Source organism: uncultured Subdoligranulum sp. (assembly GCF_963931595.1).
Classification (GTDB): Bacteria; Bacillota; Clostridia; order Oscillospirales; family Ruminococcaceae; genus Gemmiger.
In genome coordinates this window covers 2,307,224-2,328,173 of sequence record NZ_OZ007030.1, presented here as the reverse complement: position 1 = coordinate 2,328,173, position 20,950 = coordinate 2,307,224, and the positions used below count along the sequence as shown (strand labels likewise).

Below are 20,950 nucleotides of genomic sequence, written 5' to 3'. Positions count from 1 at the left end.
CCGCAGAAATCAGTGCGTTTTTCATTATTCATTGTCATTCGCTAACTCGATTACATCCAAAATTCCACAATTCAAGGTTTCGCAGATACGAACCAGCGTTTCCATGCTGATGTTCTTGCCTTTATGACAGTTTTGGGCCTGATTTGATTATTCTTCAACAAGACGAATTGAAACGATCTATATTTATGTAATCATAGTTGCAGATTGGGAAGTCCTCCCAAATGCTATCGGCTAGTTTCACTAATTCAAATTGAACAACTAACAAAAGCTGCCTTGGTCTTGGCGACCAGGCAGCTTTTGTTACAATGTTTTTACATTTATTCGGCGCTATTCGACAAAATCATTTGCTATACCACGTTATTTTCATCCTGACAATCGTCATCAATGTTGGCGTCGGGAGATCGCGACCATATTTTGTCGGGAGTATTTAACCAATTTTTGTCGGAAAAGTCGGAGCCAGCAGAATAAATAAAAAGAGTGCCAACAACCCAGCACTCATAAATTGGTTACTCCTGCGCCACTACCGGCTCAACCGCAGGTATCTTGCCTGTTTGCAAAGAAACGGTCTCCAGTTTCTTTCCCCGGAAACTTTCACCACGCAGCTTAAACACAGTAGCATCGTCAAAGATGCGGTCCAGCGTACACAGCAAGGTAGCGTCTTCCTCAAAATCCTCGCGCCAGAGAGCGGGGTTCTTGTTGCTGGTGAAGATCATATTGAAACTGCCTTCTTTGTTGTAGCGCCGGTCAATCAGGTCAAAGAACAGCCGGGTATTCTCTTTGTCAAAGGCACAGTGGCCAATCTCGTCAATAATCAGGCAAGAGGGGCGCACAAGACCGTTGAGGCGGGAATCGGTCTTTCCGGAACGTCTGGCTGCCGTGAATCGGTCCCGGAGTTCAGATGCCTTAATGAAATAGGTCTTCAATCCGTGCTGGCAGCAGGCGTAGCCGAAAGCCTGTGCCAGATGTGTTTTACCTGTACTTGCCGGACCAATAAAGGCTAGGTTTCGGTGAGAGTAGATGGCATTCAAGGACGCCAGAACCTTCAGACGCTCCACATCTTTCCCCTTGAGCAGTGAGAAATCAAAGTTCTCAAAGGTTTTAGGCACCTTTGTAGGAAGGCGGCTCAGTTTCAACAAAGTCTGGATAGTGGTCTGCTGCTTCTTTTCGCTGAGATAGGAAAAGAGCATTTGCACGGCTTCTAATCCAGTCTCTGAGAATTCCTGGTCTTCCGCGAACAGTGCGAATTCCTCCGCGGAAAGATCCAGCTTCAAAACAGAAGCAGCGGACGCCACCTGCTCAAAGATTGTTTCCTTCATATCTGGTCCTCCTTGTCAAAATCAAATTTGGCAAAGGAAAGATCCTGCGAGGATTTTGGAAGCTGTAAAATCTGTGTTTGTACAGGCGCCGTGGGAAATTCTTCTGGCTGCGCCAAGGATTCGTACTGTCCTTCACAGAAACTGTCGGTGCGGCTCCAGGTAACAGTATGTGTAGCCAGCAGTACCTTCAGATCGGCAGAATAGATGCGCAACAAATCACCGTTGCGCTCCACTCTGGCTGTTGCGCCAGGATAGCTGTAAGGGACTCCGAAACGCCGACCCTCGTAATTTACAAAGCCGTCAAAGGAGATCTTTCTTTCCGAACAGAGATAGAAACGGACGGCATCCTCCGGAACCATGCGCAATTGTTCTCCACATATGGTTTCGTGAATCTTTTGAGGCGCACCATCCACAGTGCGGCGGTAGGTTCCGTTCTGTTTGTTGCACCATTCCAGCGCCTGCCAGTTGAGGTCTGTAAGATCACAGAACACTCGGCCAGCCAGAAAATTGTCCTTCACAAAACGCACCAATCGCTCCACTTTTCCCTTGGCGAAGGGATGCCGTGGCTTGCAAAGTTTTGTCTCGAAGGTAAGGGTCTGCATAAAGGCTTCGTAGTCTTTCTGCCAGACTGGATGGCCCTCCAGATCCCGGTGCAGCACTACACTCTTCATATTGTCGGTTAACACATAGCGTGGAATCCCCATGTACTGGAAAGCGTGGATCATCCCAATAAACAGGTTTTCCTGCCGGGCGTTGGGGAAGAACTCAATATACCGCTGTCCGCAATGGTGGCAAATCATAGCAAAGCAGGCAACTCGGTAGGTCTGCCCATTGTAATCCAGAACATCAGTGAATCCCCAATCCATCTGGTAAGCTTCACCGGGCTTTGTGACGTACCGGCGGCCACGGTTTCCCTGCGCCGCAACCAACTGGCGCTTGGCTGGAATAAGGTGTTTGTGGGCGGCGATATACTCTTTTACAATGGTTGCCCCGCCTTCAAAACCGGCCTGTCGCAAACGCTCCAACACTACAGAGGAGTTCTTGACTCCTTGGCGCAACAAACTGTCCAACAGGCCGGTATAACCGCTGAGTTTTGTGACCGTATGTTTACTGCCTTTGGTGCTCCGAGGCAAATCTTGGAAGCTGTTTTTCTTGAGTCTGCGCAGTCTGCTACGAGATACGCCGGTTCGTCGTTCTAATTCGGCCAAGTTGATACGTTCCAGGGAAAAGAAGTCTCCCTGGAACGCCTTCATTTCTTCTATGGCTTGTGCTATACTTGGTGCAAAGCCATTACCATTTTGCTCTTTCATCGCTATTCCTTTCCACTGGGTTGTTGGCACTTTCCAGTGTACAGGATTTAAAAGAGCATCGGTAGTGGCTTTATCTTTTCCGACTAAATTTGGTCTCGAACGCCCGACACTTGAAGGTTAGTTTCTCCCGACCCGAATATCAATCGACTTGATTTAGCATAATTCCTGTTATAGTTGTCTTTTTTGCAGAAAGCTAAATTTTTTTTTCAAATGTCGCAAAAGTTGCGATATTTGACGAGTATGATTGACCCAGCAAGTCGGAAAGGAGGTACTAAACGGTGCAGCCGAATGAACGGCGCAGGAAGATCATCGAACTCCTAAGTCTGAGAAGAAAGGATACGATGCAAAATCTGGCCGATGAGTTCGGCGTTTCTTGGGATACGATACAGCGAGATATTACAATACTTGAACAAGATTATCCACTGATCATATCCCGGGGGCACGGCGGTGGTGTGGCATTGCCTGACGGATATTATCTGTCAAAGAGGTACTTAACATTAAAGCAAGTGGCGGTGCTTCAACGAGCAATGATGAGAACCTCTTCACCCGATAGTGAAATACTACAAAGCATCCTGGACGACTTTGCTTGGTCTGGTTGATCAGATCGCACCTTGAAAATTGAATACCCAGCACGGAGGTACGTTCCCGGAACAGGAAGCGTAATCAGAGAAGCGCCATGACGTACAATCAATACTCAGCAAGATGGGTGGGATTGTACCGAGCGATCCATTCTACTGAAAAAGCAGCGGCAACTGCTTCGCCATGATCTGCAAGGGAGATAATGATACGCCTGTTGCCCCGCACGTCAGACGGGGTGGCCGACCTTGGGTTGAAATCCTTAGACCCTTGGAACACCAGTGAAAGCTGCGCAAGCGGCTTGCCGAACGAAAGTGAACCGTGTTCCCGGATGCCAGGGGGCGAGCTGCAAATATGGCATTTCTGCATGTTATTCTCTTTTCCTGAACATCAACAGCCCCATGTGTTGATGTCGAACCCGTGCGGCGCAGTGCAAGCCACTGCGCCGTATTATTTTGCCATCAACTCAAACGAGGAGATGATTCTATGACAAACCCGGAAACCGGTTACGAGAAAGCCCACCGACAGGTAGAACAGATTTTCCGGCAGTTTTTTCCAGCCAGAGGAATGATCACACGCGAAGGCCAGATCCGTCTGTGCCACATGATGCTGGACGCCCTGTTTGGCCTGGATGTGGCCCTGTGTGACGCCGGTGTGGGGCTGGGAAAGACCTATGCCTACCTGGTTGCCTGCGTGCTGTGGCAGCTGCAAAGGCCACGACAGATGCAGCGCCCAGTGGTGATTTCCACCGCCAGTGTCGCCCTTCAAAGCGCTATTCTTACCGAGTACATACCGTTTTTATCGGACGTTTTAATACAAAATGGATACATCCAGAACCCTATTTGTGCTGTGCTGCGAAAAGGAAAAGAACGATTTGCTTGTGATAGGCGGCTCTTGATTCGACAAAAGCAGATCGGCATTCGCGGCGAACGGTTCCGCAGAAGGGCCGCCGCATTGCGCGCTGCCAACCAATGCTTGGACCTGGATCTTTTGCCGGAAATATCTCGTCATGATCGCCGTCTGATCTGTGTTCCGGAGCGCTGCAGCCGCAGCTGTATCTTGCACTCCGATTGCCGGTATCGACAGTATTTAAAAGATTCCAACGGTGTGTCGGTTACCATTCAGGTCTGCAATCACAATTACCTGCTGGCAGACGCAGCCCACCGGCAAAACGGGTGGAAGCCCCTGCTGAAAGACTATCAGGCACTGGTCATCGATGAGGCCCATAAATTGCCGGAAACGGTTCATCAAATGAACACCCGGCGGATTCGTTCGTCGGACTTGCTTCATTTTGAAAGAATCCTGACCGCAAGCCATTGCACATTGGGAGCCCAGAAGCTCCGTGGTGCAAGGATGGCGTTTCTGACAGCATTTGCGCCTGCAGAGGACGAATCGGAAAGGGAAAAATGATTTTGCTTGACAGATGAGCGATCCGCCTCCTTGCAGCATTTGGACAAAGCAATTCAGGAAATCCTCAAGCTGGAGAACAGGGAAGTACCGCCCGTTTTGCGTAATAAACTCAGCGATGTTCAAGAACTCATTTCACTCTTCCTTCGCAGAGATACAACCTTTGTTCGCTATGTAGATTACCATCAGGAAAATGGGGCCCTGGCCATTGATCTGTGTGCAGTGCCTTTTGATCTGCCCCGGTGCGTCTATGACGCTCTCTGGAGGGAGCATAAGCCTGCCATCCTTACATCAGGGACTCTGGCGGTGGGAGAGGATTTCACCCATACGGAGCAACAATTCGGTCTGAATCGAGGAACATCATTGCGCACATTGCGCATCGTATCCCCGTTTCGCTACGACGAAAACTGTTTGCTTTATTTTCCAGCGACACACAGGAAGAAGGTCCCTTACAAACAGAATACGGACCGCGTGGCCCATCAGATCCAGGAGCTGATCAACACCGCCAACGGACACACGTTGGTGCTGTTCACATCCTACGATCAGATGGGCCGTGTTTATGAAAAACTGAAAGATAAGTTCCCGGTGCCTGTACTGCAGGCTCAGCGCAACCCTCAGATCTATCTGGAACGCTTCAAACAACTTCCCAACGCCGTCCTGTTCGCCAGTGGAGCGTGCTGGGAAGGCGTGGATTTCCCCGGAGATATGGTCTCTTTGCTCATCATTGTGAAGCTGCCATTTCAGGTACCAGACCCACTGGGAGAGACCATGCGGAAGCAGTACGGCAATCTTCACAGTTACATCCAGACCGAGATCGTGCCCGAAATGCAGATCAAGCTGCGTCAGGGCTTTGGCCGTGCCATCCGCACTGAAACGGATAGCTGTGTGGTGGCAATCCTCGACCCTCGTGCGGCCCCAGGCGGGCGCTACCATCGGGCAGTGCTGGACGCATTGCCGGAAATGCCGGTTTCGGACAAACTAACAGATATCCAGAGCTTTTTACAATCAAAGAAAAATCCCAGTTATTTCGAGCCCCGATTCCCTAAGGAGGTTGATTTTCATGAGGGCAATTTGCTTCATCCAGGAAGTCAGAAACAGTGATCTCACCTTGCGGCAACAGATTCTGATCTGCCGTAAAGCACTTCGTAAGCTGCGCTGGCCTTGCGTACAGGAGTTGTACGCTCAGGCAGGAACCGAAGAACAACCGCTGACGCTGCGCCCTGGGGTAATGGATTTACTTCACGCAGCTGCAAACGATGAGGTAGACGTTTTGATCGTGGTGGATATCAACCATTTACATTGTGGCCGACCCGAACTGGAAGGGTTGCTCGCATCTTTGCTGCAGTATGGTGTGCACACTTTCGGTGTCCAGTGCGGTTGGATCGAGCCGGGGGACCGACACTGGATGGTTCTTCCGAATTACGATTCGGAGGTGTGAGATGGAACGCAAAAAAGAAGATGTGCTTTTCTTTCCGCGTGTCTGGTTGTATGCGCGTACAGGCAGCGGGCATCGATCTGCTGCTGAACAGCAGCTGGATGAACTTCGCGAATGGGCCAATTGCAACGGGTATTGTATAGTTGGGCAAAGCTGCGAATGTGCAAAGGCCAATTCCTTTTGGCGGCATGGTTTGTTCTCCATGCTCCGGGCCGCGCGCAGGGGAGATATCGATGTCGTGGCAGTAACACGACTTTCCCGATTTGCCCGTAAGAAAAGCAAATTGTGCAAGATCCTAGCCAAATTACAGGCAAATGATGTGACGCTCATTACCACCGATGTGAGTTTGCGGTATCAGATGCATCTTTATGGTTTGGATCGAGTGATTGCAGGTTGCCCGAAAGGAAGGAACCGGTGTGCAGGAATACATACAGCAGATGCCTGATGGCCGTACTCGAGTGGAACGGGAAGTAGAGGGGGGCTTCGTTACCATATACTTTTCGGAAAAGGACGATGGGGATACGCTTGAAAAAGTGAAATCCATGATCATGGATGACTACGCAGAGAGAAAACACCGTGAGGGTAAACTGTCAAATTGTGACCAGTTGTAGAGAGTATGTTTCTCCGTTTTGGTGATAGCTTTCCTCCTGTTGATTGAGTATTGTTGGGATGAGCAAATAACACGAACTAAGTGAATATGGGAGGAACAACGATGACTTTTTGGGACCAACATGGTCAGGAAGTGGAAATCTCGCAGGCGGATCAGAAGTGGCTGGATGACGCCTACTTCACTGCCCAGCAAATGCGGCTGCCCGTGGATTCGCCGCGAGCTGCTTTGTCCTACCGCGTGTCGACCAAGGGGCAGGTGGATCATGACGATATTCCCATGCAGAAGATTGCCTGCCGGAAGTTCGCCCAGGAGCATGGATGGCGTGTGGTGCTGGAGAAGGCGGAAAAAGGCGTCTCGGGCTCCAAAGTCTCCGCCAGTAAGCGGGACGTGATTCAGGAACTGCGCAGCGAGGCCGACAAGGGAAACTTCGATATCCTGCTGGTCTATATGTTCGACCGCCTGGGACGCATCGAGAGTGAAACACCATTTGTACTGGAATGGTTCGTCCAGCACGGCATTCAGATGTGGAGCACCCACGAAGGCCAGCAACGCATCGAAAGCCACGGTGATAAGCTGATGAACTATATCCGGTTCTGGCAGGCAGCAGGGGAGAGCGAAAAGACCTCTATGCGTACCAGAGACCGCATCCGTCAGATCGTTTCCAGTGGACATTTTGCCGGAGGTTTTGTCCCTTACGGATATCGAGCTATTAATAAAGGTAGAGTCAACAAGAGAGACCAGCCCGTAAAGGACCTGGAAATCAATCCAGATGAAGCGGTATGGGTCCAGGAAGTATTTATGAAAGTGGCGGAAGAAGGTGCCAGCGGGTATGCCATGGCACAGATGCTGAATCAACGCGGGTTGCGTACCCGCCAGGGGGCAGAGTTTCAGTCCTCTAACATCAAGAGGATGATTCAGCACGAGGGGTACACGGGATATATCATTACCAAGGCGGCACGGTCAGAGTTCATGCCGCAGCTGCAGATCATTGACGAGGCTTTGTTTGCCAAGGCAAACGAGATGATCAGCAAGAGAAGCAAAAAGGCTATGAAAGATAAAAACGCTGCCCAAAAGAGCAGCAATCCAACATTATTGGCCGGCATCATAGTCTGCGCACATTGCGGGGCGAAGATGTCGGCCTTTTTGCATACAGATCGATATAAGCTGGCCGATGGGAGTATCCGGGAGAAGGTGCAGGCCAAGTACAACTGCTACCAGCGCGGCCAGCATCTGCGGGAATGTGATGGCCAGGCCTTATATCTGGCAGAACGGGTAGATAAAATTGTGGTTGCCTATGCTGATGAGCTGTTCCGCAAGATCAAAAGTGAGCCATATGACAAGAGCATTGAACAGAGAATCCGGCAGCAGGATGCTGAACATAACAGACAAAAACAGGCTGCCGAGAAGAAAATCAAGGCAGCCCAGTATAAGCAGCAACGCTATGAGGATGAAGTGCTGAAATGTTTGGAAGGGGAAAGTGCATTCTCGCAGGAGATGCTGGCGCGGCTGATTGCGCAGGCGGAAGCAGAGGTTAGACAATCCAAAGATGAATATGCTACCTTATTACAGAACAACGACCATCGAGCAACAGTCCAACAGATCCGCAATTACTATAATGAGTTCCTGGGGTGGGCCAATGAATTCAATCTGGCTTCTATCCCACGAAAGCGAGCTATTTTAGCGGAGTTGTTTGAAAAAGTGGAAGTTGGTAGGGGATATAAGGTGACGATCCATGTGAAGGGGAGCTATAAGCAGTTTCTGAAAATTGAGTAAGAACCACACAATGATAAGGAGTACAGGGCCCAACAAACAGTAGATAACTTATACTATAACGATGGTGGAAAGCGTATAAAAACTAAGGACATGAGGCCGAAAAAATAATCAATATTTGGTTAATAAGGTAAGTCGGACTCACCCATGAACATTGAAGTCTTTTATCAATAGTGATATAATACAAACGTATTTTCCTATATTGCCAGATTGTCTCCAGAGATGTGATATCCATATCCTCCGGCAAGTAATTCAGCATGTCATAATTGATTCTGGTATTTGCAATGCCAATCACTGCCGGAATCATCAGCAAAACGGTTAGAATTAAGATCGGTATGCGGTATTTTGCAACCGCCTTTGAAAAACGCATAGATGATTACATATCCTTTCTGTTAGGGTCTATCTGGCAATATTCGGCATCGATGACCTCCGGCAGCTGGTGACGAATGATCTTAACGGCGGTCAGAATGGTGATCAGATTTAGCACACCTTCGGTTATGAGCGTCACCCCCAGCAAGATCATCACGACCTGGGCGCTTTCCGATGGGCGTAAGACCAGCAGGAAACCGGCAGCCCCTGTCAGAATTGCCACAGCGAGAATCAGCCACCACTTTTGAATGCCAAAGGCTTTGGAATCAATGGAAATCTGTATTTTGAGGAGCGCGTCTGCCAGAACACAGATGCCCATAACAATGCAGATAAGATTAACCATTGCATCTGTACGGATGATCAGAATGACGCCAAGTGCCACGAGCAGAATGCCAAAGGCCAGATCAAATTGAAATGCCAGCCTGTATAAGTCTTTGGAACAATAGCCGACGATCTTTACCAAGCCGAATAGAACCATGATTCCTCCGCCGAGCCTGCATAGCAGCGTCACCGAGAAATCAGGCACAGCAATCAGTACAATCCCCAATACACAAAGTAGAATGGAAATCATGATATAGCCAATTTTTGCGGCTTTAATCCGGTTGTTCAGTTGCACAAAAAATACCTCCTTGTTTTGTCAATATTCTCATGGTTGCGTGAAGGTCACGTACCTCATAGACAATCTTTTTATATATAAAAAGTGTGATTTCGCATCGTAATTTACTACATGAGCTGACATATCAGCCAACTCTTCCGTCTATACTGCCAATCTGAATGTAGAGCAGACTAAGCATTCATTTGACAAAAAATATCTTGCAGATCGGCATCAATTGCAGACAGCAAATCTGCATCATGTTTCAGACGACATTTAAGGGAATCTGACACATCGTTTTCAGTCTTGTATTTTAGGTGATGCTCTAAACTCGCCCAATAGTCCATAGCAATTGTCCGTATTTGGATCTCAACAGGAATGTGTTCTGTTGTCCCCGCCAAGAAAATGGGAACTGAAACAATTAGGTGGAGACTCCGGTATCCGTTTGACTTTGGATTAGAAATAAAGTCCTTTTTCTTAAGCAAACGAATGTCATCTTGAGAAAGGAGCAGGTCAGCGACTAGATTTACATCATTTAGGTAATTGCACACGACCCGAACTCCAGCAATATCAAGAATACCCTCACGAAGGGATTGCATTTCTATGGGGTATCCTTTTCGTCTGAGCTTTTCGAGCATACTTCCTGGAGACTTCAGCCTACATTCAATATGGTGGATAGGATTGTGGCAGTGCTCTACTTGGAATCCATCATTAAGAATCTCAAGTTTGGTCCTTACTTGCTTAATTGCAGCATTGTACAACTGACGGATTGCGAGAAACTCTGTCACATCATCCACGAAAGCCTCGTCCTGTAAGAGCGCCAGATTACGCTCACTTGTCGTCATTTGCAGGATTCTTTCAAAGTCCATAATAAGTCCCCCTTTTCATTTAAAACCGACAGGACTTTGACCCCTCCATAACACAGATAGCCGGACTGCCCAATGCAACCCTTGGGGCAATCCGGCTATTAGGATCTTCTATCACGAAATCAGATTATATCCTGCCAAAGCTGCGGCAAGTTTGTCTGTTCCCAAGGTAATTCCGCAGTATTTGAGCCAAAGTGACCATAGCTTGCGGTGTGTCTGTAAAACGGTGTTCGCAGGGAAAGGCGGTCTATGATAGCAGAGGGGCGCAGGTCAACCGTTTTAAGAATCAGTTCCCGGATCCGGTCTGCCGGGAGCTTTCCCGTACCAAAGGTGTCTACCAGGAGGGATACCGGCTGGGCAACGCCGATAGCGTAACTGATCTGGATCTCACACCGATCCGCCAATCCCGCCGCAACCACATTCTTCGCCAAGTACCGGGCCATATACGCACCACTTCGGTCAACCTTTGAGGGATCTTTACCAGAGAACGCGCCGCCGCCATGCCGGGCGTAGCCGCCGTAGGTGTCCACGATCAGCTTCCTGCCCGTCAGGCCGCTGTCACCGGCGGGACCGCCAATGCAGAAACGGCCTGTAGGATTGATAAAGAATTTTGTGTTCCTGTCCAGCATGCCCTCCGGGATCACCGGGCGGATGACATGGCGGAGAATATCCTCCCGCAATTGCTCCATGGACACATCCGCCTCATGCTGGGAAGAAACTACAACAGTGTCCACCCGTGCCGGGATTCCGTCCCGGTACTCCACGGTGACCTGGACTTTCCCATCTGGCAGCAGATAGGGCAGAATTCCCTCCTGCCGCACAAAGCCAAGACGCTTTGTCAGCGCATGGGCAAGCTCAATGGGCAGCGGCATCAGGTTTTCCGTTTCCTTGCATGCGTAACCAAACATCATGCCCTGATCTCCTGCGCCGTTTTCCATAGAATCCGTCTTCTCCACACCCATGTTGATATCGGGGGATTGCTCATGGATATCCACTGTGATTTGGCAGGTGTCTGCGTCAAAGCCATAGCCGTGCTTCACATACCCGATATCCCGAACCACCTGCCGGGCAATGGCGGCATAGTCCACACGGGCAGCCGAGGTGATCTCGCCGAAAATGTGGATCCCGTTGGGAATGGCAGTTACTTCGCAGGCTACATGGGAATGGGGATCGTTTTCCAAAAGGGCATCCAAAATGGCATCGGCGATCTGGTCACATACCTTATCCGGGTGTCCCGCTGTGACGCTTTCAGAGGTAAAGAAGGTTGTCATTTTGCCGCTTCTCCCTTTTTCTTCGCACAGCTGCAGCTCCACAACTCGGTGGCGGTGGGGGTCCAGTTCTTTGCGTAAGCCTCGCATTTATCGCACAGGTGATCCACCGTTTCCGGGGATTGCAGGCCTGTGGAATGAGCGCCGGTAGCTTTCACAATTTCCCGCAGCTTTTCCGGATTCTCCAGCATGGGGCAGGGACGCAGATGGTTATCGTTAAAGGGCTGCCCATCGTGATAGGCCATGAAAATGGGGCTGCGCAGCACATCCAGCAGGCTCATGTCCCGGATGTTGGCGTTGGAATAGTGGATAAACACGCAGGGATCACAGTCACCGTTGGCGTTGATATGCAGATACCGCCGTCCTCCGGCAATGCAGCCGCCTACATACTCGCCATCGTTCTGGAAGTCCATGGCGAAGATCGGCTTGGTAGCCCGGATGTCCCGGATCCGGTGATACATGAATTCCCGCTGCTCAGGATTGGGCAGCAGTTCCGGCACTGCGTCATTGCCCACGGGCATATAGTGGAAGTACCACACGAACCGCGCGCCCCACTCCACCATCTGGTCAATGAACTCGTAGGAGCTGATGGAGTCCAGATTCTGGCTGGTGTAGCAGCAGGACAGACCGAAGGGCAGGTGCTTTTCCTTCAGGATTGCCATAGCCTTGATGACCTTCTGGTAAGTGCCGTTGCCACGGCGGCCGTCGGTGGCGGCTTCAAAGCCCTCGATGCTGATGGCTGGAATGAAGTTCTTCACCCGGAGCATCTCGTCTGCAAAGGCTTCGTCAATGAGAGTGGCATTGGTGAAGGAGAGGAACTGACAATCGCTGTGCTTTTCACAAAGGGCAATCAGGTCCTTTTTGCGCACCAGCGGTTCGCCGCCGGTGTAGATGTACATATACACACCCAGTTCCTTGCCCTGGGTGATAATGGAGTCAATTTCGTCGAAGGTCAGGTTCAACTTATTACCATACTCCGCTGCCCAGCAGCCGGTACAGTGCAGGTTGCAGGCAGAGGTGGGGTCCAACAGGATTGCCCAGGGGATATTGCAGTTGTATTTCTTTCGATATTCCTCCTGCTTGGGCCAGCCGATGATGTTGGCGTTGAGGAAGAAGTTCTCAAAGGTCGCCTTCAGAACACCGGGATCGGTTTCTTTCAGAATGCTCATGACCAGCTGGTACATATTGTTCTGGGGATCTTCCAGAACATTTCGGACTGCGGCACGCTGGACTGGGAAACTGTCTGGGCCATCGCCAGCCAGCTTATCCACCCAGGACATCAGTTTCAGAGCATTTTCTTCCGGATTTTTCTCCAAGTAGCCAAAAGCAGTACGCAGAGTTGCTTTTTTCAGTTGATTTGTAAATGACATCTTTATCTCTCCTTATATAAGCGGGGAGGCAACGCCTCCCCGCAGTGAAGCTTCTATCACTCAATTACATGATATTCTTTCAGCAGCTTTTCGATATCTGTTCCGCGGATCTTCTCCAGCAGCTTCTTGACCACCATTTTCTCCTTGAAACCCAGGTTCATTTCCGTCAGGGGCTTGCCGTCCCGAAGCTGGATGGTGGCGTTCAGCAGATCACGGATGTCGTAGACGCTGCCCCAGACCTCGGGCACACCACGGTCGATGTCCAGCAGGGTGTAGACAGCCTCCATGCCGGTACGCATGGAATACTCGGTGGTGAAGATGGTATCCCGCTTGGTTTCGGCAAACTGACCCAGGAACGCAAAGTTCACAGCACCCTCGGGCACCACATCAGGACGGTCACCGGCGGCACGGGGCATGAAGAAAGCGGTAATATAGGGCATCATCACCGGCACGGTGTTGGCGCTGTGCTCGGCCAGCTCCTCGATCTCCCCCACCGGCACGCCGATGTGGTACAGCCACTCCATACAGATTTCCTTACCGGTGCACTCCCGCATGGGCTTCTTCACGAAGTCGCCGGGTTTGTCGGAGAACAGACCGTAAACCCACACCAGGCACTGATCCTTGGGTTGATTCCGGAACTGGGGCTGACGGTTGATGGTCCAGCTCAGGAGCCAGCCGGAATCCTTCACGGTCACGATGCCGCCGGTAACCACGCCGCCGGTAAAGGGGTCACGCTTGCAGATATTCTTGATATAGGGAATGATCTTCTGATCCAGTGTGGTGACGGTGGCGCTCATCCAGTTGGACTGCTCAGGATCATGGCAGAACTTGTCGGGATGACCGAAGGAAGGATCCTGCGCGGCAATTCTGCGCCACATATCCCAGCCGCCGCCGGGCTTGATTTCGGGGTTGAAGGGTGCCACGGTGTTCTGGGAACCCATGGTGGCGTTCTCCACGCAGCCGCCGTTGGTAATGAACACCAGATCGTTTTCCGTCAGGTCAACAAACTGACGTTTGCCCTCAGACAGCAGCTCAATACGCTTTGCCTGCTTTTTACCGGGCTGGATGTCGAACTCCACATTGACCACCTTGGTGTTATAGTGGAACTGGACACCGAAGCCTTCCAGATACTTGACCATGGGCAGAATCATAGATTCGTACTGGTTATAACGGGTGAACCGCAGAGCCTTGAAGTCCGGCAGACCGCCCACATGGTGGATATAGCGCTTGAGATACAGCTTCATTTCCAAAGCGCTGTGCCAGTTCTCAAAGGCAAACATGGTGCGCCAGTAGAGCCAGAAATTGGAGTTCAGCACCTCATCATCGAAGAAATCCGTGATGCGCTTATCGTACAGGTCTTCATCGGGGGTGAAGAACAGCTTCATGATCTCCATTGCAGCCTTGTCGGACAGACCGAACTTGCCGTCGGTGTGGGCATCCTGACCCTGGTTGACGGTTGCCCGGCAGAGGGAGTAGTTGGGGTCTTTCTTATTCAGCCAGTAGTATTCGTCCAGAACACTGACCCCTTCCGTCTCGATGGACGGAATGGAGCGGAACAAATCCCACATGACCTCGAAATGGTTATCCATCTCCCGTCCGCCCCTCATGACATAGCCTACATCGGGGTACTGCCAGCCATCGCATGCACCGCCGGGAATGGGGTCTTTCTCATAGATGTGGATGTTCTGACCCTGCAGCTGTCCGTCACGAACCAGATAGCAGGCGGCAGTCAGAGCCGCAAGGCCGGTGCCGATGATGTGGGCGGATTTGTTGTCCACGCCCTCGGGCTTTCTGGGACGGGCAAAGGCTTCGTAATTACCGCTGGAATAATACATAATTTTTCCTCCTTGTTATATTGGCATCCTCTATTTGAGAGGTGCTTTTTTGTTTACGCCCTCATTATATCGGGAAGATTCTTCCTTTCCTATGGACAGAGATACCCCCTATGCCTGAAATTCAGACACAGGGGGTAGGTTTGCCTGGTTTTTTGACTCGTATCGCAAAAAAAGCAGGACCGAAGTCCTGCTTATACCTGGGAATATGAAGTTGTATGCTGGAATTCATCATAAAAAATCAAAATATCTTTATATACATCCAACTTTTTCTCTTCGTTGAGTATCTCATGACGCATATGTTCATACAGTTTGCTGCTGATATTTGTATAGCCCAGCTCCGATAAAAAAGCGATTAGCTGTTCAAATCGCTTTCTTGATCGAATAACCGGGTCTTCCTCACCGGCAATGACAAGAATTGGCAAATGTGGGTTGCTTACATGCCAGTTTCTTTTCTCAAAAGCCGCTTTTTGCAGCCTCAAAAGGTTGACAAACCCATTTGTGGTAAAGATAAATCCACATTTCGGATCTTGGTTGTATTGTGCAACATTGGCTTGGTTTTCTGAGAGCCAGCCATTCGGAATCGAATTTCCGGCATTAAACTGCGAAAAGGCCATAGCATTCAACATTTTATTCGGAGCCTTTTCCTTAATGAAGGGTTTTGAAAGCCTGGCCAGAAGCAGACCAAGCCCCGCTGCCGCATTATAGGTCGGCGGACCGCACAGAACAACTTTGTCAATTTCCGAATCATATCTTTTCAGATAACCCCGGGCAACAAGCGTACCCATGCTGTGACTAAACAGAAATACAGGAAGGCCAGAATAGATATGTTTAATATACTTTGTAACGGTATGCAGATCCTCAATGATTGCCTGTTCATTCTCGGTATAGAAAAAGCCATAATCCTCTGCCTTTTCCACACTTCCACCATGTCCACGATGGTCATGAATAACACACACATATCCATGATCGGAAAGATAATTCATGAAGTCGTAGTATCTCTCCTTGTGTTCAGCCATACCATGGGAAAACTGAATAACGCCTTTGGGATTCCCCTCTGGCACAATCACTGCGATTTCCAGCCCCAGTCCGTCAAACTCAGAAAGTATTTTTTCGATTCTCATGTTGCCTCCTTTTCGTTATAAGAGCGAAGAAAAACATCCACTCGGATTTTGTTACCATATTATCAATCATTTTCAAAAACTTTCCACAGACAAAATATCCCCTGTGTCTGAAATTCAGACACAGGGGGTAGGCTTGCCTAAAGACTATGACCGCATTTTCTCACAACGGTCAATGAGATGCTCCAAATCACCGCACTTTAATTCTAAAATCCGCCGAAACCGGGCCATAGCATTCGGGTTCATACCGGTTTCCAGCCAGCCCATGATCATACCGAAGCTGACACATTTCAGATAATCTACAACGGTGGTATAATCCTCAGATGTCATTTTTCGGTTGCCTAGAACGCCGTCTACATACGTCCTGGCCACATAAGTACAGACCCGCCATTGGTATTGCTCATAAATGTCTCGGTTGACGGAATGATAGATATGAAGCACTGCTTTCCGATTGGCCAGAGCAAATTCCAGTGCTGCATTGATACAATCGTCCAGGGAATCGATGGTAGGATGCCCCCGGATAATCCGCTCCGCATCCTCATCTACAATGCTTTCCACCAATTGCGGCAGGTCCTGGTAATAGTAATAAAAGGTATTGCGGTTCACGCCGCAGTCATCTACAATATCCCGAATGGTAATTTGGCTCAAAGGCTTCTCGTTCAATAGTTTCACAAATGAATCCCGAATGGCTTTTTTAGTAAAACTGGCCATGCGTTACGCCTCCTTTCTTTGGAGTTCAACTATGTCTGAAATATTGCATTGAAGGGCAATGCAAATTTTCACAATCGTATCTAAGTGAACCGATTCGTCTCGCCCCATTTTGGCAATTACTGATGAACTGAGATGAGTCATCTTCTGTAAATCTTTTTTCTTTAATTTGCGGTCAATAAGCATTTTCCAAAGTTTATTGTAAGAAAGAACCATCTTGGCCTCATCCATTTTTGCTACCTCCTGATAAATCAAAAACCACACAGTCAGTTTTCCTTCGTAGTTAGTATAATCTTTTTCCTTTTTAAACGCAATGAAATTTACACGAAAATGAATTTTAATTTTATAATTAGAATTTTTTTGTGAGTTTCTATTATAGGACTTACTAACATACTAGACCAGTTAAGCAAAGTCAATAAGTTCGTGAAAAATTGTCTGCTGATTCATTATCGGAAAATATTTCGCCATCACGCTCGGAATCCATCTCTGTTGACGGTTTACGAAAATACAGCCATCCAACACAACGACCAATATATTCCCAACCGTAATCTCTGAAAATTTGGAAATAGTTACTGGTTTCCGAATTATTTTTATAATCCAGTCGGTACGCTACTTCCGCTGGCGTACACTTTTCGAAAATAAAGAAACAAGGGGGAATCATTTTTACCAGTTTCCAACCATTCATATGGAAAATCCAGACCATGTGCGTGCCGTAGAATACTTGGAACGGCAGCGCGACAGAGGCAAGGCGCAGTACCTTACCGATGCAATTCTATGCTGTGAAAAGGCAGAGACGAATTCTTTCCCGCGGGTAGACCGCACCTTGATTGAGCAAGTCGTGCAGGAATACTTAGAAAAGCAGAGCATGGGGCGTACCCCGAATTTGCAGAAAGATGAGCCATCTATATCTTCGCCGCCAATAGATTTAATAGCCAGTGCTTTGGCCGACTTTAGAGGGTAAAGCACTATACAGAAAAAGGGCTTCCGCCAGCAGATGCGGAAGCCTTTTTTGAGAAGGAAAATAGTGAATATCAGTTTTTCATTTCGGCACGGATTTTATCGTTGGCCTCCTCGACCTTCATGCGGGAGAGGATAAAGGTAATGATGGCGTCCAGCACAAAGGGAATTACGAGGTACATGAGTTTCAGCATATTGATGCAGGATTCCGGCTGCACAGCCAGCGCCTTATCGTAGTTGCTGAACGCCAGCAGCCAGCCGGTGATGGCGGTGCCGAGACCGCCGCCCAGCTTGACACCGAGCGAGGTGCAGGAGTACATCGTGCCGTCTACGCGCTTGTGCTTCGTCAGCCAAGTGTACTCGGAGCAAGAGGCGATAACGGCATTCATGTCGCCCTGCCACGGGCCCTGACCCAGTGCAGCAATAGCCGTGAAGAGGAGCATCATCTTGACATCGCCGGTGCCAGTATAGCCGGCCACGGCAACCAGCGCACGGGCTACGGTAGCAAGGGCATAGCTGCCGACGTTCAGTTTGTACATACCGTGCATCTTGGCAACGAGGGTCGGGGTAAAGACCAGTGCAATGATCAAAGGAATGTTGATGGCCCAAGAGAACACGCCGAACAGGTTCTTGTCGCCAAGGATATGGGCGGCGTAGAAGGTACCCATACTGATCATGGCACCATAGATCTGCTGCAAAATGTAGGTGACGCAGATCATCAGGTAGTATTTGTTGGAAACCAGCAGCTTGGCAGCTTCGACAAGACTGTACTTCTCGTCTTTCTCGATTTCTGCTTTATCCGAGGTATCGACCCACTCTTCCTCCGGCAGTTCCTTGACGGAAAAAACAGAGAGCGTGTTGACAATCAGACCGATAATGGCATAGACGATAGCCACGGTGCGCCATGCTTCGGCGGTGTCGCCCAGTGCGGAGACAGCCAGCAGCGTGACGGACTGGATGGCAAGGCTGGTGGCGAATGCGAACATGAAGCGGTAGGAACCCATCTCAACGCGCTCGGCGCTGTTCTTGGTGACAAGGGCGGTCAGGGCAGAGTAGGCGATGTTGTTGGCGGTGTAGAACACGGCATTCAGCAGAGTGTAGCAGATTAAGAACCATGCGTACTTGGCAAACTCGCTCATGCCCATGGGGATGGCGAAGGTGCCGACCAGTGTGATGGCGCAGCCGATGTAGCCGTAGAGCATCCACGGGCGAGCCTTGCCCAGCTTGGAGTGCGTCTTGTCAATCATCGAGCCAAAGAAGATGTCGGTAATGCCGTCAAACAGCTTGGACACAGCGATCAGCGTGCCGACGATGCCGGGATTCAGGCCGACGGTGTCGGTCAGGTAAATCATAACGAACGAGGAGAGGAACGCATAGACCACGTTGCCCGCAACATCGCCGGAGCCGTAACCGACCTTGTTATACCATTTTAAATAACGTCTTTCTGTGTTTTCAGACATGAGATTTTCTCCATTCTTTTGTGTAGAGGTTATGCTTTTTCAGGAATCAGACGGATGCTGAAATCGAAGGAAGCGTCGTCAAGGCGGTACTGCTCCGCCAGACGCGGCCCGCAGCTGGCAGAGCCGATGCCGTTCTGTGCATAGTCAAGGCAGAGAACGGTGCTGTCACAGGGATGCAGCTCATAGTTGTGCGCCTTTTCAGTCAACTCTTCCTGCGTGTATTGCGAGGCGTTGAAGCAGAACGGCTTTGCACCGACAGCGGTAAGCTTGATGCCAGCGCCATCCAGCTGGACATAATCGCAATCATAGTGACTGCCGTTCTCCTGCGGGCGAATGTAGTCCTCGTGCTGCTGCCAGATGGTGGAACTGAAGTAGCCGTGGCTGGCAGCATGGTGCTTGTCGCAGTAGCTTTCCATCGGACCCATGCCGAAGTAACTGACGCGGGCCATTTCTTTTGGCAGGAACAGGCGCAGGCCAAAGCGCGGCAGTTCGGGGAATACCGTGTTGCGCTCAGCGTGCAGTGCCAGCGTTACTGCACCGCTGTTGGAAATCGTCCAGCAGACATCCAAATCAAGGAATTTCTGCAAGCTGATCGGTGCAATGCTGACTTTGGCGCGCAGAGTCACACTGCTGTCCGTCACCTGATATTCGGTGCGGTAGGCGTTGGTCATACAGTGGTCATAGCGGGCAGCCAGCCAATCCAGCTTCAGCTTGCGGTCATTGTCTGTAGGAGCACGCCAGATGTTGAACTCCATTTCCTTGTCCAACAGGACTGCATCCTCGTACTGCATCGCGGCGAACAGACCCGTCAGCTTATTAAAGTTATAGGTGAAGTTCTTGCCGCGCAGCGTCAAATGGCGGTCCGTTTCCTGAACAGTGATTGTGCTGTTGGAAGGGGCATCACTCCACATAGCCAAGGTTTTCTGGTTGCGGCTGTCTTCGTTTTCCAGCAGGATTTCATCAAAACCCAGGAGATGACCTTCCGAACGCAAGGACAGGTCTTTATCGCAATGGTAGAAGATTTTCAGGAAACACTTGCCCTTGTCGGGAATATGGATGGCCAACGGCAAGGCGTTTTCGCTGTGCGGCGGCAGGGTGAAACCGTCAGGGTAGGGGATGAAGCCATTGTTGATGACCTCGCCGTCGCAACTTACCTGATAGGTTAGTGCGGCATACTCGGTCAAATCAACAAAGTCCATGTAGTTGTGCAACGTGAGCATGCCGGATTCCCGGTCGTACTTCACAACACGCGCCGGGCGATAGACGTTCTTGAACTCCAACAGCCCGGTGTGCGGGCGGCGGTCAGGGTAAACCAGACCGTCCATGCAGAAGTTGCCGTCATGCGGCCACTCATTGTGGTCGCCGCCGTAATAATAGATGTCGCGGCCGTCTGGCATCTTCCCTTTATAAATACCGTGGTCGCACCACTCCCACAGGAAACCGCCGACCAAGCAGTCATGGCTCTGAATGAACTGGAAGTAATCCTCCAAATCGCCGGGGCCGTTGCCCATGCAGTGGCTGTACTCGCACATGATATAGGGTTTGTCCGGCTCGTTGTCCAGATATTCCTGAATGCTTTCGAGAGAAGGGTACATATTGCTGAACATATCAATGTTCGAGAAATCGTATTTACGGTTCTTGCTGCGGTACTGGGCGCTCTCGTAGTGGGTCAGGCGGCGGGGGTCAAAACTCTTTGTCCATGCCAGCGCTTCTTCGAACGTGCAGCCGTAGGCGCTCTCGTTGCCCATCGACCAGATGATGACGCAGGGACGGTTCTTGTCACGCTCCACGCAGAGGCGGGTGCGGTCTACGGTGGCCTCGGTGAACTCCGGGTTGTCTGCGATGGGCTTGTTCCAGTTTTCAACGTGGTTGGGCCAGCTTTCGTTGCCCTCGCAATAGTATAGTGATAGTATAAAAATAGTACAAAGTAAAGATGCCATGTATACCTAAATCATGTATGATAAGAAAGATGATGTGAAGGAG

At 50.0% G+C, this 20,950-nt stretch carries 19 protein-coding genes and 1 pseudogene; 6 read left to right on the top strand and 14 right to left on the bottom strand.

The window, feature by feature from the left end; all coding sequences use genetic code 11:
• Positions 1 to 24: 24 nt before the first annotated feature.
• The 3 genes and pseudogenes from ABGT73_RS11205 to istA all read right to left on the bottom strand — a co-directional run.
• Positions 25 to 129: pseudogene (locus tag ABGT73_RS11205) on the bottom strand (helix-turn-helix domain-containing protein); the annotation flags it as partial.
• A 377-nt stretch (positions 130 to 506) separates the two neighbouring features.
• On the bottom strand, positions 507 to 1,316 hold the full coding sequence (locus ABGT73_RS11200) for an ATP-binding protein (protein ID WP_346669775.1): 810 nt from the start codon (positions 1,314 to 1,316) through the stop codon (positions 507 to 509).
• Positions 1,313 to 2,626: an IS21 family transposase gene (gene istA, locus ABGT73_RS11195; protein ID WP_346669774.1), complete on the bottom strand. Its 1,314-nt coding sequence runs from the start codon at positions 2,624 to 2,626 to the stop codon at positions 1,313 to 1,315. Before istA ends, ABGT73_RS11200 begins: the two co-directional genes overlap by 4 nt.
• 278 nt (positions 2,627 to 2,904) lie before the next feature.
• Here istA and ABGT73_RS11190 point away from each other — a divergent pair, with 278 nt between their 5' ends.
• Positions 2,905 to 3,225 carry a DeoR family transcriptional regulator gene (locus ABGT73_RS11190; RefSeq protein WP_295475287.1) on the top strand — a complete coding sequence of 107 codons (321 nt, stop codon included), beginning with the start codon at positions 2,905 to 2,907 and terminating at the stop codon, positions 3,223 to 3,225.
• 88 nt (positions 3,226 to 3,313) lie between these two features.
• Here the strand turns inward: ABGT73_RS11190 and ABGT73_RS11185 are convergent, their stop codons facing one another.
• On the bottom strand, positions 3,314 to 3,571 hold the full coding sequence (locus tag ABGT73_RS11185; protein ID WP_346669773.1) for a hypothetical protein: 258 nt from the start codon (positions 3,569 to 3,571) through the stop codon (positions 3,314 to 3,316).
• Between the two features lie 117 nt (positions 3,572 to 3,688).
• Between ABGT73_RS11185 and ABGT73_RS11180 the strand changes: the two genes are divergently transcribed.
• From ABGT73_RS11180 to ABGT73_RS11160, 5 genes are all read left to right on the top strand, one after another.
• On the top strand, positions 3,689 to 4,612 hold the full coding sequence (locus tag ABGT73_RS11180; RefSeq protein WP_346669772.1) for a hypothetical protein: 924 nt from the start codon (positions 3,689 to 3,691) through the stop codon (positions 4,610 to 4,612).
• Between the two features lie 30 nt (positions 4,613 to 4,642).
• Positions 4,643 to 5,710, top strand: a complete 1,068-nt coding sequence (locus ABGT73_RS11175) for a helicase C-terminal domain-containing protein (protein WP_346669771.1) — start codon at positions 4,643 to 4,645, stop codon at positions 5,708 to 5,710.
• The gene (locus tag ABGT73_RS11170) at positions 5,670 to 6,047 is read left to right on the top strand and encodes a hypothetical protein (RefSeq protein WP_346669770.1); all 378 of its coding nucleotides are present in this window, start codon (positions 5,670 to 5,672) and stop codon (positions 6,045 to 6,047) included. Before ABGT73_RS11175 ends, ABGT73_RS11170 begins: the two co-directional genes overlap by 41 nt.
• A 1-nt stretch (position 6,048) precedes the next feature.
• The gene (locus ABGT73_RS11165; RefSeq protein WP_346669769.1) at positions 6,049 to 6,489 is read left to right on the top strand and encodes a recombinase family protein; all 441 of its coding nucleotides are present in this window, start codon (positions 6,049 to 6,051) and stop codon (positions 6,487 to 6,489) included.
• A 267-nt stretch (positions 6,490 to 6,756) separates the two neighbouring features.
• Complete coding sequence (locus ABGT73_RS11160; RefSeq protein WP_346669768.1) at positions 6,757 to 8,427, top strand: recombinase family protein; 1,671 nt, start codon at positions 6,757 to 6,759, stop codon at positions 8,425 to 8,427.
• Positions 8,428 to 8,800: 373 nt separating this feature from the next.
• Here ABGT73_RS11160 and ABGT73_RS11155 read toward each other — a convergent pair whose 3' ends face one another.
• The 10 genes from ABGT73_RS11155 to ABGT73_RS11110 all read right to left on the bottom strand — a co-directional run bounded on the left by ABGT73_RS11155 (position 8,801) and on the right by ABGT73_RS11110 (position 20,907).
• Entirely contained in the window at positions 8,801 to 9,409 is a 609-nt protein-coding gene (locus ABGT73_RS11155) for a DUF308 domain-containing protein (RefSeq protein ID WP_346669767.1), read from the bottom strand.
• 170 nt (positions 9,410 to 9,579) lie between these two features.
• Positions 9,580 to 10,254 carry a GTP pyrophosphokinase family protein gene (locus ABGT73_RS11150; protein ID WP_243424276.1) on the bottom strand — a complete coding sequence of 225 codons (675 nt, stop codon included), beginning with the start codon at positions 10,252 to 10,254 and terminating at the stop codon, positions 9,580 to 9,582.
• A 119-nt stretch (positions 10,255 to 10,373) separates the two neighbouring features.
• On the bottom strand, positions 10,374 to 11,522 hold the full coding sequence (metK, locus tag ABGT73_RS11145) for a methionine adenosyltransferase (protein WP_346669766.1): 1,149 nt from the start codon (positions 11,520 to 11,522) through the stop codon (positions 10,374 to 10,376).
• Positions 11,519 to 12,889, bottom strand: coding sequence for a radical SAM protein (locus ABGT73_RS11140; RefSeq protein WP_346669765.1), 1,371 nt, complete (start codon positions 12,887 to 12,889; stop codon positions 11,519 to 11,521). Before ABGT73_RS11140 ends, metK begins: the two co-directional genes overlap by 4 nt.
• A 56-nt stretch (positions 12,890 to 12,945) precedes the next feature.
• Positions 12,946 to 14,724, bottom strand: coding sequence for an oleate hydratase (locus ABGT73_RS11135; protein WP_346669764.1), 1,779 nt, complete (start codon positions 14,722 to 14,724; stop codon positions 12,946 to 12,948).
• A gap of 191 nt (positions 14,725 to 14,915) precedes the next feature.
• Positions 14,916 to 15,845: an alpha/beta hydrolase gene (locus tag ABGT73_RS11130; RefSeq protein ID WP_346669763.1), complete on the bottom strand. Its 930-nt coding sequence runs from the start codon at positions 15,843 to 15,845 to the stop codon at positions 14,916 to 14,918.
• A gap of 144 nt (positions 15,846 to 15,989) precedes the next feature.
• On the bottom strand, positions 15,990 to 16,553 hold the full coding sequence (locus ABGT73_RS11125; RefSeq protein ID WP_346669762.1) for a TetR/AcrR family transcriptional regulator: 564 nt from the start codon (positions 16,551 to 16,553) through the stop codon (positions 15,990 to 15,992).
• A 3-nt stretch (positions 16,554 to 16,556) separates the two neighbouring features.
• Positions 16,557 to 16,781 carry a helix-turn-helix transcriptional regulator gene (locus tag ABGT73_RS11120; RefSeq protein WP_235899620.1) on the bottom strand — a complete coding sequence of 75 codons (225 nt, stop codon included), beginning with the start codon at positions 16,779 to 16,781 and terminating at the stop codon, positions 16,557 to 16,559.
• A gap of 800 nt (positions 16,782 to 17,581) precedes the next feature.
• Positions 17,582 to 18,967 carry an MFS transporter gene (locus tag ABGT73_RS11115; protein WP_204646558.1) on the bottom strand — a complete coding sequence of 462 codons (1,386 nt, stop codon included), beginning with the start codon at positions 18,965 to 18,967 and terminating at the stop codon, positions 17,582 to 17,584.
• A 29-nt stretch (positions 18,968 to 18,996) separates the two neighbouring features.
• Positions 18,997 to 20,907: a glycoside hydrolase family 2 TIM barrel-domain containing protein gene (locus ABGT73_RS11110; RefSeq protein WP_346669761.1), complete on the bottom strand. Its 1,911-nt coding sequence runs from the start codon at positions 20,905 to 20,907 to the stop codon at positions 18,997 to 18,999.
• Positions 20,908 to 20,950 lie beyond the last annotated feature (43 nt).

Excerpts from the sequence above, each read along its gene's own strand:
- ABGT73_RS11200 (WP_346669775.1), bottom strand. The coding sequence starts at position 1,316 with ATGAAGGAAACAATCTTTGAGCAGGTGGCGTCCGCTGCTTCTGTTTTG.
- istA (WP_346669774.1), bottom strand. The coding sequence starts at position 2,626 with ATGAAAGAGCAAAATGGTAATGGCTTTGCACCAAGTATAGCACAAGCC.
- ABGT73_RS11185 (WP_346669773.1), bottom strand. The coding sequence starts at position 3,571 with ATGCAGAAATGCCATATTTGCAGCTCGCCCCCTGGCATCCGGGAACAC.
- ABGT73_RS11180 (WP_346669772.1), top strand. The coding sequence starts at position 3,689 with ATGACAAACCCGGAAACCGGTTACGAGAAAGCCCACCGACAGGTAGAA.
- ABGT73_RS11170 (WP_346669770.1), top strand. The coding sequence starts at position 5,670 with ATGAGGGCAATTTGCTTCATCCAGGAAGTCAGAAACAGTGATCTCACC.
- ABGT73_RS11165 (WP_346669769.1), top strand. The coding sequence starts at position 6,049 with ATGGAACGCAAAAAAGAAGATGTGCTTTTCTTTCCGCGTGTCTGGTTG.
- ABGT73_RS11160 (WP_346669768.1), top strand. The coding sequence starts at position 6,757 with ATGACTTTTTGGGACCAACATGGTCAGGAAGTGGAAATCTCGCAGGCG.
- ABGT73_RS11150 (WP_243424276.1), bottom strand. The coding sequence starts at position 10,254 with ATGGACTTTGAAAGAATCCTGCAAATGACGACAAGTGAGCGTAATCTG.
- metK (WP_346669766.1), bottom strand. The coding sequence starts at position 11,522 with ATGACAACCTTCTTTACCTCTGAAAGCGTCACAGCGGGACACCCGGAT.
- ABGT73_RS11140 (WP_346669765.1), bottom strand. The coding sequence starts at position 12,889 with ATGTCATTTACAAATCAACTGAAAAAAGCAACTCTGCGTACTGCTTTT.
- ABGT73_RS11135 (WP_346669764.1), bottom strand. The coding sequence starts at position 14,724 with ATGTATTATTCCAGCGGTAATTACGAAGCCTTTGCCCGTCCCAGAAAG.
- ABGT73_RS11130 (WP_346669763.1), bottom strand. The coding sequence starts at position 15,845 with ATGAGAATCGAAAAAATACTTTCTGAGTTTGACGGACTGGGGCTGGAA.
- ABGT73_RS11125 (WP_346669762.1), bottom strand. The coding sequence starts at position 16,553 with ATGGCCAGTTTTACTAAAAAAGCCATTCGGGATTCATTTGTGAAACTA.
- ABGT73_RS11120 (WP_235899620.1), bottom strand. The coding sequence starts at position 16,781 with ATGGATGAGGCCAAGATGGTTCTTTCTTACAATAAACTTTGGAAAATG.
- ABGT73_RS11115 (WP_204646558.1), bottom strand. The coding sequence starts at position 18,967 with ATGTCTGAAAACACAGAAAGACGTTATTTAAAATGGTATAACAAGGTC.
- ABGT73_RS11110 (WP_346669761.1), bottom strand. The coding sequence starts at position 20,907 with ATGGCATCTTTACTTTGTACTATTTTTATACTATCACTATACTATTGC.